Annotated in this window: 17 protein-coding genes; all 17 read left to right on the forward strand. The window is 43.2% G+C overall.

What is annotated here, in order from left to right; genetic code table 11:
- Window positions 1-4 precede the first annotated feature (4 nt).
- The gene (locus BW976_RS04345) at window positions 5-571 is read left to right on the forward strand and encodes a GNAT family N-acetyltransferase (protein WP_076370824.1); all 567 of its coding nucleotides are present in this window, start codon (window positions 5-7) and stop codon (window positions 569-571) included.
- Window positions 572-606: 35 nt separating this feature from the next.
- Window positions 607-1557: a helix-turn-helix domain-containing protein gene (locus BW976_RS04350; protein ID WP_076370826.1), complete on the forward strand. Its 951-nt coding sequence runs from the start codon at window positions 607-609 to the stop codon at window positions 1555-1557.
- 196 nt (window positions 1558-1753) lie between these two features.
- Window positions 1754-2614, forward strand: a complete 861-nt coding sequence (locus tag BW976_RS04355; RefSeq protein ID WP_076370828.1) for an RteC domain-containing protein — start codon at window positions 1754-1756, stop codon at window positions 2612-2614.
- 171 nt (window positions 2615-2785) lie between these two features.
- Window positions 2786-3385, forward strand: coding sequence for a hypothetical protein (locus BW976_RS04360; RefSeq protein WP_076370830.1), 600 nt, complete (start codon window positions 2786-2788; stop codon window positions 3383-3385).
- A gap of 57 nt (window positions 3386-3442) precedes the next feature.
- Window positions 3443-3775 (forward strand): DUF4134 domain-containing protein, encoded by a 333-nt coding sequence (locus BW976_RS04365; protein WP_076370832.1) that lies wholly within the window; start codon window positions 3443-3445, stop codon window positions 3773-3775.
- A 10-nt stretch (window positions 3776-3785) separates the two neighbouring features.
- Window positions 3786-4133 (forward strand): DUF4133 domain-containing protein, encoded by a 348-nt coding sequence (locus BW976_RS04370; RefSeq protein WP_076370834.1) that lies wholly within the window; start codon window positions 3786-3788, stop codon window positions 4131-4133.
- 24 nt (window positions 4134-4157) lie between these two features.
- A complete protein-coding gene (locus tag BW976_RS04375) occupies window positions 4158-6623 on the forward strand; it encodes a TraG family conjugative transposon ATPase (RefSeq protein WP_076370836.1) in 2466 nt (821 codons plus the stop codon).
- Window positions 6624-6675: 52 nt separating this feature from the next.
- Window positions 6676-7050 carry a hypothetical protein gene (locus tag BW976_RS04380; RefSeq protein WP_076370838.1) on the forward strand — a complete coding sequence of 125 codons (375 nt, stop codon included), beginning with the start codon at window positions 6676-6678 and terminating at the stop codon, window positions 7048-7050.
- Between the two features lie 112 nt (window positions 7051-7162).
- On the forward strand, window positions 7163-7843 hold the full coding sequence (locus tag BW976_RS04385) for a conjugal transfer protein TraI (RefSeq protein WP_245834636.1): 681 nt from the start codon (window positions 7163-7165) through the stop codon (window positions 7841-7843).
- On the forward strand, window positions 7830-8477 hold the full coding sequence (locus BW976_RS04390) for a hypothetical protein (protein ID WP_076370842.1): 648 nt from the start codon (window positions 7830-7832) through the stop codon (window positions 8475-8477). Before BW976_RS04385 ends, BW976_RS04390 begins: the two co-directional genes overlap by 14 nt.
- Window positions 8464-9138: a hypothetical protein gene (locus BW976_RS04395; RefSeq protein WP_076370844.1), complete on the forward strand. Its 675-nt coding sequence runs from the start codon at window positions 8464-8466 to the stop codon at window positions 9136-9138. Before BW976_RS04390 ends, BW976_RS04395 begins: the two co-directional genes overlap by 14 nt.
- Window positions 9135-10313 (forward strand): conjugative transposon protein TraJ, encoded by a 1179-nt coding sequence (gene traJ, locus BW976_RS04400; RefSeq protein WP_076370846.1) that lies wholly within the window; start codon window positions 9135-9137, stop codon window positions 10311-10313. The genes BW976_RS04395 and traJ overlap by 4 nt, the downstream gene beginning before the upstream one ends.
- Window positions 10314-10352: 39 nt before the next feature.
- Entirely contained in the window at window positions 10353-10976 is a 624-nt protein-coding gene (traK, locus tag BW976_RS04405; protein ID WP_076370848.1) for a conjugative transposon protein TraK, read from the forward strand.
- Window positions 10973-11197 carry a hypothetical protein gene (locus BW976_RS04410; RefSeq protein ID WP_076370850.1) on the forward strand — a complete coding sequence of 75 codons (225 nt, stop codon included), beginning with the start codon at window positions 10973-10975 and terminating at the stop codon, window positions 11195-11197. Before traK ends, BW976_RS04410 begins: the two co-directional genes overlap by 4 nt.
- Window positions 11198-11206: 9 nt before the next feature.
- Entirely contained in the window at window positions 11207-12280 is a 1074-nt protein-coding gene (gene traM, locus BW976_RS04415) for a conjugative transposon protein TraM (protein ID WP_221283266.1), read from the forward strand.
- 5 nt (window positions 12281-12285) lie between these two features.
- Window positions 12286-13350 carry a hypothetical protein gene (locus tag BW976_RS04420; protein WP_076370854.1) on the forward strand — a complete coding sequence of 355 codons (1065 nt, stop codon included), beginning with the start codon at window positions 12286-12288 and terminating at the stop codon, window positions 13348-13350.
- Between the two features lie 29 nt (window positions 13351-13379).
- A complete protein-coding gene (locus tag BW976_RS04425) occupies window positions 13380-14642 on the forward strand; it encodes a hypothetical protein (RefSeq protein WP_245834637.1) in 1263 nt (420 codons plus the stop codon).
- The last annotated feature ends 55 nt before the right edge of the window (window positions 14643-14697 follow it).

The following is a 14697-nucleotide window of genomic DNA, read 5'->3' on the forward strand; positions in this document are numbered from 1 at the left end:
GGATATGATCAAAGCAGAAATTGTTGACAAAAGATTGGTAGTTCAATTGCTTACCCGGGCATTTGAGGATAACCTAAGTGTAAACTATATCGTTCGCAACGATGAGCAAAGAACCGAACGCATTGCGGCGTTAATAGATTATTCATTTAATATGTGTTCCTTGTTTGGTGAGGTATGGCTTTCAAACGACCGAAAAGCTTGCGCCCTTATACTTTATCCACAGCATAAGAAGACTACGTTATCAGCAATATTATTGGATATCAAATTGATCTTTAAAGCCATTGGAGTTGACGGCATAAGAAAAGCACTTGACCGGGAAAGTAAAATCAAATCCAAACAGCCAAAAGAGCCGATGGCCTATTTATGGTTTATAGCCGTTGACCCATCCGAGCAGCATAAAGGTATCGGCAGTAAACTTTTACAGGAGGTGATTACCTATTCGCAAGATCAGCAGCTAATGCTATATCTGGAAACATCAACAGTGAAAAACTTGCCCTGGTATGATCGCTATGGCTTCAAGGTCTATGACCAACTCGACTTAACGCATACTTTATATTTTTTAAAAAGATAGCGCATATATTATACTGATACCTTATAACCTTATATATGCTCGTCTTTGGTACACAAATCCACATTGTAACATTTATTTTTATTGTACTGGAATCAGTCATGCTGTTCTTCCAGTTTATTTATTATTTATTCCGGCCCGAAGATAAAAACAGGTTATTATACCTCATTTTACTGATCTTATTGCTGTTCTACAATATTACAGGCGGTCTTTTTCCAGACCCTGAGATCAATATTTCCATTTCCCTACAGCAAATGATCGCTTATGGAAGCGGGTTTTTAATGGCATCTTATTTCCCGTTTTATTTTTATAAGGCGTGTGAGTTAAGATCCTTACGCTGGCACGCTTTGTATGGTGTTCCATTATTTCTTATGCTTCCGTACGTGATCTTCTTCGTCATTATATATGCAATCAATGGCAACTTTGATGCGGATTTAAAATATGGAATGATAGTACCCTTTATTTATGCGCTGGTGCTGCTTTGGGTCATATTCAAAGCGATTAGGAAGAAACATGAAACAGATAGGAATGACAACCAATATCTGGAAGAAATCGCGATGTATTTAGCTATAAGTCCGTGGGCGGCCCTGGCATTCTTTGGCTTAGTGGAAGAAAACCAGCTAACTGAAGCATTGTGCACTAATACGGGTATCATTGCCATTAGTTTTCTTTTTATCTGGAAGTCAATAAAAAAGGCGCGATACGAATACCAGCGTTTACTGAAACTGTCATTGGAGGGCACAAGTCCCGAAATAATTCAGGAAAACTTCAATCGCTTCCGTTTGACTAAGATGGAAATTCAAACTATCGAATTACTCTTGAAAGGGTATAGTAACAGCGAGATCGCTGACAGGTTGTATATTTCCGAACAAACAGTAAAAAAACACATTTATAACACTTTCAAAAAAGTGAAAGTAAAGAACCGCTCTTTGCTCGCCTACAAGTTACAAAAAGTGCATTTTAATCTACTTTTGGCCCTTTTCTTATAAAATTACCACTTTTTTAGTAGCAGAAATATACTTTTTTGGTATTTTATTATAGGGTCTGCCTGCCCTAATTTTGATTTCCTTTTTTACTAACCAGTTAAAAATGAAACCTATGGAAAAAATTTACGCATTTTCTGCCTAAGTGAAAAGTTGTCGCCAGTGAACGGGCAAGGCAGGTCTTACTTAAATAAATTTCTACATGTTACAGGAACAAAATTCCCGGCTGTTAAGGCAGTTAGAGCAGGATTTGGAACAACTTTATTTCCAGTCCAATGAACCGTTGCAAAGGTTGACCAACGCACTTAAACTCATCAGGCAGGCGCTAAGTAAATTAAAAGATGAAGTTACCGCCAATCCTTTTAAAGACAAACACGATCAGGTCAATTTCTTTAAGTACACTAAGCCATCGTTTTATCAGTGGCAAATCTATTACACCGAACTTTATACGATTGAAACTGGTTTCCCTTTCGGTGATACCGACAAACAGACCGATTATCTGGCGCAGGAACTGCATTATATTGAACGTTTCTTTCAGCAGTACGCGTTTTTATATCAATACTATAAACTTGATGCCGATGAACTGGATAACTTATACTTTATACGTGGGGAGGAAATTCAAAGCGTATTACTCCCGGCAGTACCTGACGTTAACCCTGGCTTTGCCACAAGCGGCGATTACCTGTTCTCCAAATTCATGGCCTTTGATAAACTCAAAGAATGGGTCATCGAAAAAATGCTTTATCTGAAGCATAATCCTGCTAATCCATTACAATTGAATAGTGAGCCTGACGACATGAAATGGACAGGTGACACGATTAACCTGGCCGAGATTGGTATTGGTATCTATCATACGAAACAGTTAAATAACGGAACGGCAACCTTGTCGGATATTTTCCGCTGGCTGGAAGAAAAATTCCGCGTTAAAATCGGTATTCCGTCCAAGCGGCTTTCCGAATTGCGCAGGAGAAAAAGGTTGAGCAGGACGAAATACCTCGATGAAATGAAAGAAAACGTTGTTCAAAAACTGGACAAAGAGGACGAGTTTGACGGAACAAGGTAAAAACCAAGCAAACAGCGCCGGTAAGGCGTAGTATTAGGTTGCTGTAATTCAATCGCTTACCATTTATTTGAGGGATATCCCTCAATGGTTCAATCCAAAATTTGCAGTCTTTGAAAATTTGCTTTTGAAAATCCCGGCGCAATAACGTGCCGGGATTAAAAGCAAATTACTATGGTACTACAACATTTTACCTGGCAGCAATTCTTAGTCACTGCCGCGATCCTGACAGCCATTTGGTATGCGGGTGTTATCCTGATCTTTTATCGGCAAAAGATACAGGATCTGCTGAACGGCAAACTCCGCCAACACAATCAGCCGGAACCACTTAAACATGCATGGGCCGAAGATTTTGAGGGTGAACCCGCAGAAGAATCGGATGACCTGATCGGCAAATCAGCCTTACCGGAGGGTATGAGTAAAGTAAGCATGAGCATGTTCGGCTTTGCACCGGACATAGATGAAACACCTATTGAAACCGAAACAAACAGCGAACGGGAAAGGGAAAAAGATTTTAAAAATGACATTACGGATCAGGACAGGGAAAGGGAACAAAGCATCGTCCCTGATGTACTGGAAGAACTGAAAAGCATTTACCACATTCTGGAAACCGAACAGGGAACAAAAGCTGATTTTATATCCCTCTTTGCTTTAGTCAGTTCCAAATACCGGGGCGTCCGCGGAACAGCCAACCAGGAGGCCATCAATGATCACATCCGCGAAAACCTGCCATTTGACATTACAGACGAAGAACTGGGCGGCCTCTGGCCCTGATCTTCGTCACCCTGAAAATTGAGTGTTCCTTTTTTAAAATCATTTTATTAAAAATCCATGAAAAATCACATCCCATATACCCCGAAACAACAGGCATTATTAAAAACTTTAATGTTCGCTTTTGCACTGCTTACGATCAATTATTGTTTTGGTCAGGACGGCAATGCCGGTATTTCGTCTGCGACAACGCAAGTCAAAAGCTACTTCGACAGCGGGTGTAACCTGATGTATGCCATCGGTGCAGTTGTCGGCATTATTGGTGCAATTAAGGTGTTTAACAAATGGAATGCGGGAGAGCCTGATACCAATAAAGTTGCCGCGGCCTGGTTCGGTTCGTGTGTGTTCTTAGTTGTTGTGGCAACCGTACTTAAATCGTTTTTCGGACTTTAAAATCAAAACTATGTCGCTCTACCAGATCAATAAAGGGGTATCAAAACCAATTGTCTTTAAGGGTTTAAAGGCGCAATACATTGCCTATTTAGCTATCGGCCTCGTCTTACTGCTGATCTCTTTTGCCATTCTTTATATCTGCGGATTAAGCCTTTGGGTGATCCTTCCTTTGATCGTTGGGTTAGGCACAGCTTTGTTTTTCACCGTTTTTCGGCTAAGTCACAAATATGGCGAACACGGCCTTGCCAAGCATCTTGCCAAGAAGCAGCTCCCTGAACAGCTTACATTCCGCTCAAGACAGGTATTTATAAATCTTAAAACTAAGCGCAGCGATCTCTTGAGTACCGATAAAAAATAATAAACACACGAAAACACTAAAATCATGGGAATAGAAATAGAAAAAATTCTGCCCTTAACCAAAGTCGAAAACAATACGATCCTTTCCGCACAGGGCGATATTACCATCGGCTTTGAAGTTTCCCTCCCGGAAATCTTTACACTGTCCGACAGGGATTATGAAGCTTACCACCAGGCATGGGTCAAGGCCATCCGCTTGTTGCCGCAAGGTTCCATTTTTCACAAACAGGATTGGTTTACCGAAAGCAGTTTTAAAGCAGACTTTGAAAAGGCTGGCAAAAGCTTTTTGTCCCGTTCCAGCGAACGTTTCTTTAACGAACGTGAATGCCTGGAGCATCACTGCTACATTTACCTGACCCAAAAGCCAAAGGATAGAAAATTAGGCTCATCCGCTTACAGTAACTTATTACGTAAGAGCATCGTGCCGCAGCAAACCATCAATCCGGTACTTTTTAAAGATTTTCTGGACAGTACGGGCCAGTTTGAACAGATCTTAAAAGATAGCGGCTTTGTTACTTTAATTCGTCTAAACGATGATGAACTGGCCGGCACTACAGAACAGGCGGGGGCAATCGAACGCTATTGCATGCTGGCAGTACCCGGTAAGCGTCCCGTTATTCAGGATATACATATTAAAGACGAGATCAGGGTCGGCAACAACCATTGTGAGCTTTATACTTTGGCCGATGTAGAAGATCTCCCCGCACTTTGCGGCAGCCGTATCAATTACGATAAGTACAGCACCGACCGGACAAAGTTCAGTATCGGCTTTGCTTCTCCATTAGGCCAGTTGCTGAATTGTAACCACATTCTTAATCAATACGTATTCATTGAGGATAGTCAAAAAACTATTAAGCGTTTGGAAGCAAAGAAATTACGTTTGCAATCATTATCCGGCTATTCCCGTGAGAATGCGATTAGCCGCGATGCGGTAAATGATTTTTTAAATGAGGCTATCGGGCAGCAGCGTTTGCCTGTAAAAGCGCACTTTAATATATTGGCCTGGTCAGACGATAAGGCGAAAGTAAAAGACCTGAAAAATATGGTCAGTTCTGCTATGGCCCAAATGGATGCAACCGCCAAACAGGAAACCGATGGCGCGCCACAGATATGGTTTGCAGGTATGCCCGGTAATGAAGCCGATTTCCCGATGAATGATACGTTTGATACTTTCGTCGAACAGGCAACCTGCTTTTTTAATCTCGAAACCAATTACCGCGACAGCGTCAGCCCCTTTGGCATCCGTTTGGGTGACAGGCTTACCGGAAAGCCGGTTCAAGTAGACATTTCAGACGAACCTATGCGCTTGGGCTGGACAACCAACAGATCGAAGTTTACGCTAGGGCCGTCAGGCTCCGGTAAGAGTTTTTGGACAAACCATCTGCTTCGGTCTTATTACGAGCAGGGTGCCCACATCGTGGTCATGGATATTGGCCACAGCTACCGCGGCCTATGTGAACTGGCAGGAGGTTATTACTTTACCTATTCAGAAAGCGACCCGATCAAATTCAACCCTTTTCATTTAGCCGATGGTGATGTACTCGATACCGAAAAAAAGGAAAGCATCAAAACCTTGCTACTGGCCCTTTGGAAAAAAGACGATGAACCGTACCGCAGGTCTGAATATGTGGCGATTTCCAATGCGCTCACCGGCTACTATAAGCACCTGGCCACCTATTCGGACATTTTCCCCTGCTTCAATACTTTCTATGAATACCTGATGGAGCATTACCTGCAAGTACTGGAAGATGGCAAGGTCAAAGAGAAAGATTTTGACGTAGCGAACTTCCTGTATGTGCTGAACCCTTATTATCGCGGCGGTGAATTTGACTACCTACTAAACGCCACCGAGAACCTCGATTTGCTGCACGAAAGGTTTATTGTATTTGAAATTGATGCCTGTAAAGATCATCCTATCCTTTTCCCGGTAGTAACCTTGATTATCATGGAAATGATCATTTCAAAAATGAGAAAACTACCGGGCATCCGAAAGGTTGTATTAATCGAGGAATGTTGGAAAGCCATCGCTAAAGAGGGAATGGCTGAATATATTAGGTATTTGTACAAGACCATGCGTAAGTTTTATGGGGAACCCATCGTTGTAACTCAGGAGGTTGAGGACATTATCAGCAGCCCGGTTGTCAAACAGGCGATCATTAACAACAGTGATTGCAAGATACTGCTCGACCAAAGCAAATATCAGAATAAGTTTGACGCCATACAGGAATTGTTGGGCCTCACCGATAAAGAAAAGGCAATGATATTATCAATGAATAAATCCAACGATCCGAGGCGCAAGTATAAAGAGGTCTTTATCTCGTTGGGCCAGTTCTCCAAAGTTTACCGGACAGAGGTAAGTTTGGAAGAATATTTGGCCTACACAACGGAAGAAAGCGAAAAGGTAAAAGTACACCAATATGCCGCGAAATACGGCAGTATACAAAAGGGCATTGCTATGCTGGCAATGGAAATGAGAACCAAAACGTCGTAAGACCTCATGAGGGCCAAAACGATAATTATTATCACCGAATAAATTAAAGACGATGAAAGCAACATTAAAGATTATGGCAGCTTGTCTATTGTTACTGGCCGCCTGCCAAAACCCAAGCAAGAAGAAACAGGATTTCATTCCCGGCACTTATGTGCAACATTCCAAAGGCGAATATGGAGTTGCCGATGATACGCTTATTATTCAACATGCCGATGGTAGTAGTTATCAGATCACCCAGAGAACCACCTACCAGGCGATCAGGGAAGGTAAGTTGCTTCCTAAAAAACACAGGGTGCAAAACCTCGATGCTTCATGGGACGATACCAAGCAGGAATTAGACGAAACGACCACCGGCAGGGTCTACCATGTTGACCTTGACAAGAACGCGCTGATCATCAAGCAGTCATCTTATCTGAAGATCAGGTAGGCGCTCAATAAACAAAATTTATTAACCATTAAATAACGCCCCTTTTGGGGCGTAAGGGAGGCTTATGAATATTCCCAAAGGGATCTTACATGCCATTAAAAAATTAAACATCATGAAAAAGTACATGGTCATACTACCCTTATCGGCGGTAACCGTCTTTGTATCTCTTCCGAAAGGCGCGGATGCACAGGCCATTATCGGAACAGTACTTGGCGAAACCGTGGGCCGGGTCATCCGCGCCATCGACTTACAGGTACAGCGTATGCAAAACAAAACCATCTGGCTGCAAAACGCGCAAAAGGCACTGGAAAATCAATTATCCAAATTAAAACTTACCGAAATATCTGGCTGGTCGCAAAAGCAAAAAGATTTATACAGCGGCTATTACAATGAACTTTGGCAGGTCAAATCCGTGATCGCTTATTATGAGCGTATTAAGGATATAACCGAGAAACAAGCCACTTTGGTCAGCCAATACAATCATGCCTGGAACCTGTTAAAGCAGGACAAGCACTTTTCAGTCGACGAATTGAAATACATGCAATCCGTGTACTCCGGCATCATGCAGGAAAGTGTGAAGAACCTCGACGAGATTTTAGTCGTTATCAACTCCTTTAAAACACAAATGAGTGATGCCAAACGCCTGGAATTAGTGAATGAAGCTGCTGACCGCGTAGACACCAATTGCAGCGACCTCAAAGAGTTTAACCACCAAAACTACGTATTGAGCATTCAGCGGGCCAAAGACGAAAACGAAATAGCAACCTTAAAACGGTATTATGGAATCGAGTAAGTTTTATAAGCTGGTCTGCTGCTTTTTGCTTTGTGCCTTTAGCTTTCAGCTTACGCAGGCGCAAACATTCGCAGAATGGTTTTCGCAAAAGAAAACGCAGATCAAATACCTGACGCAGCAGATCGCAGCTTTAGCCCAATACAGCGCATACGTAAAGCAAGGATACGCTATCAGCCAAAACGGTTTGGGAAGTATTGGCGGTTACATTAAGGGCGAGTACGGACTACACAACGCTTACTACAGTTCTCTAAAAACAGTCAATGCTGAGATCAAAGGCAATTCCAAAGCAGATAGCATCATGAAATATGCGGCGCAAATTCCGGTACGTTTTGACCACCTGAACAGCTTAACAACCTTGGATAACAATACCCGTACCTATGTAGCCGTGGTTAAATCAAAAGTACTTGATGACTGCAATAAAGATCTGTCGGAACTGCAAATGGTCATTGGTAACGGGCAGGCGCAAATGACCGATGACGAACGGCTCAAACGACTGGATGGCATCTACGAGAGGATGAAAGACAAGTTCACCTTTACCCTCTCTTTTTGCAGTCAGGTGAGAACGCTTTTACTGCAAAGACAACAGGAACTCAATGACATTAATACTTTAAAACAACAGTATGGAATCAACTAAAAAATATTTCAAGTCCGGCTTTTTGAAAAAGGTCTGGTTTGGGCTGATCTGCGGTTTGATTTGCACTTTGAGCTTTCAGCGGACCTGCGCCCAAATATCTACCGGTCAGGACATGCAGCAGTTATTGCTTGATATTGAAAAACTAACACAGTTCAAAGCTATCCTATCGGACATGCAGCAAGGCTATAGCATGCTTACCCAGGGCTACCAACAGGTTAAGGACTTATCACAGGGGAATTTCAACCTGCACTCCGTATTCCTGGACGCCTTATTACAGGTAAATCCCGAAGTGGCCAAATATGCACGGGTGGCCGATATAATAGCCGACGAGGCCAATATCCTGACCGAGTATAAAAAAGCTTATAAGCGGTTTCAGGCCAGCGGACATTTTAATGCCGATGAATTAGATTACCTGGCTAAAGTTTATGCCCAATTAACGAACGCCGCACTTAATGATGTAAACAATCTGGTAACTGTCATTACCGCTTCCAAATTACGCATGAGCGATGATGAAAGGCTGTCAGCCATCGACCGAATTTATGCTTCGAGCAGCGATAAGTTGTCATTCCTGCGGGACTTTAACCGCCGGACAAGCATACTGGCACTGCAACGACAAAAGGAACAAAATGAGGTCAATAATTTAAAATCACTGTACCCATGAAAAACAAAATTCTATTTACAGGCATAGCAATATTTCTGATCAGCATGGCAGCCACCAATTTACAGGCGCAGGATATAACCAGCAGTCTGCAAGGGATGCAGCCGATCCTGAACAACGTTTACGACCAGATGATACCGATGTGCAGCAACCTGATCGATGCCGCGCGGGGAATCGCCGGGTTTGCGGCACTATGGTATATTGCTTCAAGGGTGTGGCGGCAAATCGCGCACGCAGAGCCGTTGGACTTTTATCCGCTCTTACGGCCCTTCGCATTGGGCATGGCGATTATGATGTTCCCGGTCGTAATCTCTTTGATGAACGGCATCATGCAGCCTATTGTATCGGCTACTGGCGCAATGGTCAAAAACTCCGATAGCAGTATTGCCTTACTGCTTAATCAAAAACGGGATGCCATCAAGAACAGCAGCGCCTATCAGATGTATATAGGTGATGACGGCCAGGGTGACAGGCAGAAATGGTATAAGTACACTCATCCCGACGATCAGAATCAGAATGAGGGTACATTTGAGTCCATTGGTGATGACGTGAAATTCTGGATGGACAAACAAGCCTACAATTTCAAGAACAGTATCAAACAATGGATGTCCGAAATTTTGCAGGTGTTATATGCCGCAGCGATACTCTGCATCAACACGATACGTACTTTTTATCTGATCGTCTTAGCGATACTTGGCCCGCTGGTTTTTGGCTTCGCCGTCTTTGACGGTTTACAACATAGCCTACAGCAGTGGTTAGCCCGTTATATTAACATTTTTCTTTGGCTGCCTATTGCTAATATTTTCGGTGCTATCATCGGGCAGGTGCAACAGCAAATGATCAAGCTGGATATTTCGCAGATACAAAGTGCCGGGGACACCTTCTTTTCATCCACAGATACAGCATATTTGGTGTTTTTGTGCATCGGAATTGTCGGTTATTTCTCCGTACCGAGCGTTGCCAACTATGTCATACACGCACATGGCGGTAACGGCCTGTTAACCAAAGTGACCAGTGTAGCGGCCACGACCGTAGGCGCGGCACCAGGTGTTGCGGCAGCGGTAGGCGATCGTGCTGAACAAGCCCGGAGCAATATCCTGAATTTACCAAATGACTTCATGGATGGATACCGCGGGACAGGTAGTAATTATCAAAAGGATAAACTGGCCGGAAAATAATCGGTAACATCAATTATTAATCAGTGAAATCACAAAATCATGTTTCAACAATTCAAAAATATAGATACCGCTTTTAAGCACATCAAGTTGTTCAGCTACCTGCTGATTTTTGCCTGCATTGCTATAAGCTGCTTTGCAATTTTCAAAAGTTATCAGAGTTCGGACAACTTCAAAAATCACATTTATGTGTTGGCCAACGGTAAAGCACTGGAGGCCATAGCTTCCGATCGCAAGGATAATGTACCCGTGGAGTGCCGCGATCATATCAAAACATTCCATGATGACTTTTTTGGTCTTGACCCTGATGACAAACAGATACAGGCGACCATCAATAAAGCTTTGTATCTGGCTGATGGCAGCGCGAAAACGGCCTACGATAATTTAAAAGAGGCGGGTTATTACAACAACCTGATCTCGGGTAATATCAGTCAGCAAATTGCCGTAGACAGCATTAAACTGGATATTAACCAATATCCCTATGCTTTTACCTGCTATGCCACTGAGAAGTTAATCAGAAGCACATCGACGACGACCCGCAGCCTGGTCACCCAAGGCTATTTACGCAATGTGAGCCGCAGCGACAATAATCCGCATGGGTTCCTGATCGAGCGTTGGGAGACGGTAGAAAACAAAGACGTTCAGGTCAAAAATACACAGCCATGAGATTATTCAAAAGAAGAAAGACGGGCAGTATAGCGGATAATCATGCATTGGTTAAAGCCAGTATGTTTATCGCGGAAAAACAAAGGAAAGCCGCTGAATACCTTGGCAGGAAAACGCAGTATTGGAACCGCAATTCCAAGATCATTGCTTTGGTTATTTTTTGCCTGCTATTTGGCGGCGCCTACCTGCTGCTGCTCATTAACGCTATTATTCACTTTTAAAAAATTATAATGACAACACAAGAGGAAAGAAAAAGAAAATTGCTGCTATTCCTGCCGCTGCTGGTGCTGCCCTTTCTGGCATTGGGATTTTACGCTTTAGGCGGCGGCAAAGGCGATACACAAGCGCAAATAGTATCATTTAACAAGGGTATCAATACAGAATTGCCGGGAGCTAAACTGCAAAAAGACAAAGGACAGGACAAATTAACGCTGATGGATAAAGCAAAGCAGGATAGCGCAACCGCACGGTCTAAATCAGCCGCAGGCGCATTTGCAGCTTTGGGTTGGGACACCACAAAGTTCAGCCATCCCGGGAATAAATCAGTAAAAACCGCCGAAGATAACGAGGTTCAAATCAAGGATAAGCTGGCACAGATCAACACACAAATAAACCAGCCTGTACCCCTTTCAAAAGCCCCGGTTAACGATTATGCGGCTTCGTCGAGATCTGCTGATCTGGAAAGGCTGGAAAAATTGCTTAAAGAAAAACAGCAAAGCAGTGAACCAGACCCACAGATGCAGCAATTGAATACCATGCTCGATAAGATCATGCAAATTCAAAACCCGTCTTTAGTCAAGGATAAACCAAAAACAACTGCCGCTAATGTTAGCGATAGTGCTTTTAAAGCAATTCCCGCTGTCATTGACGGCAACCAAAAAGTACCGCCGGGCGGTATTGTCAAGCTTCACCTAAGGGATACCGTTACCATTGGCAGCATTACATTTCCAAAAGGGCAATCGCTGTCTGGTTTATGTGCCATTACCAACCAGCGCCTATTATTGGACATTAAAAATATCCGTTTGGGAACAACGATTATCCCGGTTAACCTCACTGTCTTTTCGCTGGATGGACTGGTCGGCATCAATGCGCCGGAGGCCGAATTGGCGGGAGCAGCCGGGGATGGCGCAAATGGCGCACTGGAAAATATGCAGTTCCTGTCAATGGATCAGTCGCTTTCCACACAGGCGGCCACAGCGGGTATTTCGGCGGCTAAAGGGCTGTTGGGTAAAAAGGTTAAAAAGATAAGGGTAAAGCTTAAAGATAAGGAAACGGTATTGCTGCGCAACAACCAACAAAAATAAGAGCGATGAAAAAGGATATAAACAGGGCCGAACAACTTTGGCAAAATTGGGAAGAAAAGCAGCAGCAACTCGTAAAGTTGATGGGAACGAGCGCCGAAAGCACGCATGCCATTGAGCAGGAGAAATATGATTTCATGCGCAAGGGCCTGTACCGTCTTTTGGTTCAGCCTAACGAAAAAGAAAAGCTGTATCTACATGCCATCACCTTAGTTACCCGGAACCTGCAAAAAAAACTATATCCTAATCCTGTTGTCAGGCTATTGCACCGTATCAAAGCCAGGGTATTTGATAAGCCGGCTCATTTGAGACAATTCGATCAGCAAAAGGAAGCTGGTATTGAGTTCCTTAAACATAAGTTCAAAGAATTAGGATTGTCCTCATACAGCGGTAAACTGGAAAATTATTTGGACTACGAAAGCCGGACGATCAGCATACCCATGACCACCCAATTGGCCGACAACGGAACTTTAAATATCGTGGTCAAATTGGAAAAGGATAAAACCGGGGCATATCACTTCGAGCAATACAAAACAACCATTATTAAGATTGGTCAACCGGAACGCTCACATACATTCGATGGCGAAACAACCATAACAGCGCAGGAAGCGGTCAATCTTTTAACTGGCAGACCCGTGTTAAAATCGTACGAAACCGCCGAGGGTTTGATCGCGCAAAAATGGATACAGCTTGACTTTAAGACAAATGCGGAAGCTGGTAATTTCAAAATAAAAGAGTATCACCATGCCGATGGAATGGAAAAAGCCATCAATGAGGTCCTGCCAAAGCTTGGCATCACCGGATTAAATAAAAAGGAGTTATTAAACGATCTGCAACAAGGTCACCAAATGATTTTCGATGCACACGCACCGCTTAATGAAAAGCTGTACCTGGAGGCTAATCCCGCAGAACAATCAATTTTAATCCGTGATCAAAACAGGCAACCTGTCAGTATTAACACACTAATGGAAAGAAAGGAGGAAGCGCAAAAATTACGGGCAGAAAACACCCTTACACTGGTCAAACAAAGGGAGCCGGATAAAGAGCAATCCCAATCCCTTGGTATAGGATAGCTGCATTTATTCTTAAAAACTAAGTAAGTATGAATTTAGAAACCAGTTATGCCGCAGCAATAATACGGATGCTGCAAGATGCGCAGGATGTAGGACTACCTTATGCAGTATTTGAAATGCGACCGGCTGATATGGAATTACAGCCACACCAGTTTGATTTTTTTGAAACACTCGGCGCAGCCCTGGATCATTGGGAAGCCAAAGCCGGGTTTAGTTATTTGCCCGGTGAAGCGGAACATCCCGTTTACTACCGACAGGTTGACCAATTAATAGAGGAATTAAATCAAGTTAATCAATTAACAAAACAAGAAGTTATGAATTACAACAATCTGGAAAATCTGAAAGATGAGCTAACAAAGCTTCGCTTCAGTAACAAAACAATTGATGCCATGCAGCAGCAAATGGAAAAGGGTGTACCAGAATTTTCGCTGAATGATAAAATCAAGGGCACCAAGGGGCAGGTGGATTTGACACTTCATTTCAAACAGTCCGGCCAGTCCGAAAACTATTATTTCAACAAGTTTGAAGCAACGTTAAATACGGCGAAATCCCTGGAAGAGGGTCAAAAGTATATGGTCATTTCACCTAATGAAAATGCGCCGGGCAAAAATTTTTCCAAGTCTTTTGAGCACATGCATGAGGCTATCAGTTTCTTTAAAGAACAAAAAGGTGATAGCGTGTTGGTCGCCGGCAAAGATGCCGCACACAAAACGGAACTGGCCAAGATGGAAAAAGGAAAGATCAACTACGTAGCCAAAGACTTTCAGGTGCCATTCCGCAGCCCGGCCAAAACACAGACCTTTTTTGTAGAGCGCGGTAAAGGATTCACCGCCGAACAGGGTGCCAATCTGATACAGGGCCGTGCGGTTTACCGGGACGATCTGGTGAATGCAGCCGGAGAATATAAAGCCTGGATAAAACTGGATATGGACAGCCCTAAAGACCGTTATCAGAACTATACCACTAACCAGTACCATGTACCGACCTATGGCTTTGATCTGGAAAAAGTGCTGGACAAATTCCAGATCAAGGAACTGAATGACCCTGCAAAAAAAGAGGCTTTGGTAGAATCACTGCAAAATGGCAACCGCCCGACAATTACTACGCTGAAAGATGGTCAGGAAGTTAAGTTGAACATTGAGGCCGTGCCACGCTATAGTCAGATCAATATGTTTCAGGAAAATGGTAAACCTGAGAAAAGGGAACAGTTCCTGAAAGAACCGTCACTGAATAACAATCTGAACGTAGGGAAAGCGAAAGAAAAAGAGCAGGAACAAGGCATGGGCGTTTAATCGGCCTTAGCTAACGATTAAGGAATTAACAAATAGTATTTACATAAAAAATTAT

The organism is Mucilaginibacter lappiensis, from assembly GCF_900155965.1.
Taxonomy (GTDB): Bacteria; Bacteroidota; Bacteroidia; order Sphingobacteriales; family Sphingobacteriaceae; genus Mucilaginibacter; species Mucilaginibacter lappiensis.

Bases quoted from the DNA above. Each gene is read 5' to 3' on its own strand.
- BW976_RS04365 (WP_076370832.1), top strand. From the start codon at position 3,443: ATGAAAAATCACATCCCATATACCCCGAAACAACAGGCATTATTAAAA.
- traJ (WP_076370846.1), top strand. From the start codon at position 9,135: ATGAAAAACAAAATTCTATTTACAGGCATAGCAATATTTCTGATCAGC.
- BW976_RS04380 (WP_076370838.1), top strand. From the start codon at position 6,676: ATGAAAGCAACATTAAAGATTATGGCAGCTTGTCTATTGTTACTGGCC.
- BW976_RS04345 (WP_076370824.1), top strand. From the start codon at position 5: ATGATCAAAGCAGAAATTGTTGACAAAAGATTGGTAGTTCAATTGCTT.
- BW976_RS04385 (WP_245834636.1), top strand. From the start codon at position 7,163: ATGAAAAAGTACATGGTCATACTACCCTTATCGGCGGTAACCGTCTTT.
- BW976_RS04425 (WP_245834637.1), top strand. From the start codon at position 13,380: ATGAATTTAGAAACCAGTTATGCCGCAGCAATAATACGGATGCTGCAA.
- BW976_RS04370 (WP_076370834.1), top strand. From the start codon at position 3,786: ATGTCGCTCTACCAGATCAATAAAGGGGTATCAAAACCAATTGTCTTT.
- BW976_RS04375 (WP_076370836.1), top strand. From the start codon at position 4,158: ATGGGAATAGAAATAGAAAAAATTCTGCCCTTAACCAAAGTCGAAAAC.
- BW976_RS04410 (WP_076370850.1), top strand. From the start codon at position 10,973: ATGAGATTATTCAAAAGAAGAAAGACGGGCAGTATAGCGGATAATCAT.
- BW976_RS04390 (WP_076370842.1), top strand. From the start codon at position 7,830: ATGGAATCGAGTAAGTTTTATAAGCTGGTCTGCTGCTTTTTGCTTTGT.
- BW976_RS04395 (WP_076370844.1), top strand. From the start codon at position 8,464: ATGGAATCAACTAAAAAATATTTCAAGTCCGGCTTTTTGAAAAAGGTC.
- BW976_RS04355 (WP_076370828.1), top strand. From the start codon at position 1,754: ATGTTACAGGAACAAAATTCCCGGCTGTTAAGGCAGTTAGAGCAGGAT.
- traM (WP_221283266.1), top strand. From the start codon at position 11,207: ATGACAACACAAGAGGAAAGAAAAAGAAAATTGCTGCTATTCCTGCCG.
- traK (WP_076370848.1), top strand. From the start codon at position 10,353: ATGTTTCAACAATTCAAAAATATAGATACCGCTTTTAAGCACATCAAG.
- BW976_RS04360 (WP_076370830.1), top strand. From the start codon at position 2,786: ATGGTACTACAACATTTTACCTGGCAGCAATTCTTAGTCACTGCCGCG.
- BW976_RS04420 (WP_076370854.1), top strand. From the start codon at position 12,286: ATGAAAAAGGATATAAACAGGGCCGAACAACTTTGGCAAAATTGGGAA.
- BW976_RS04350 (WP_076370826.1), top strand. From the start codon at position 607: ATGCTCGTCTTTGGTACACAAATCCACATTGTAACATTTATTTTTATT.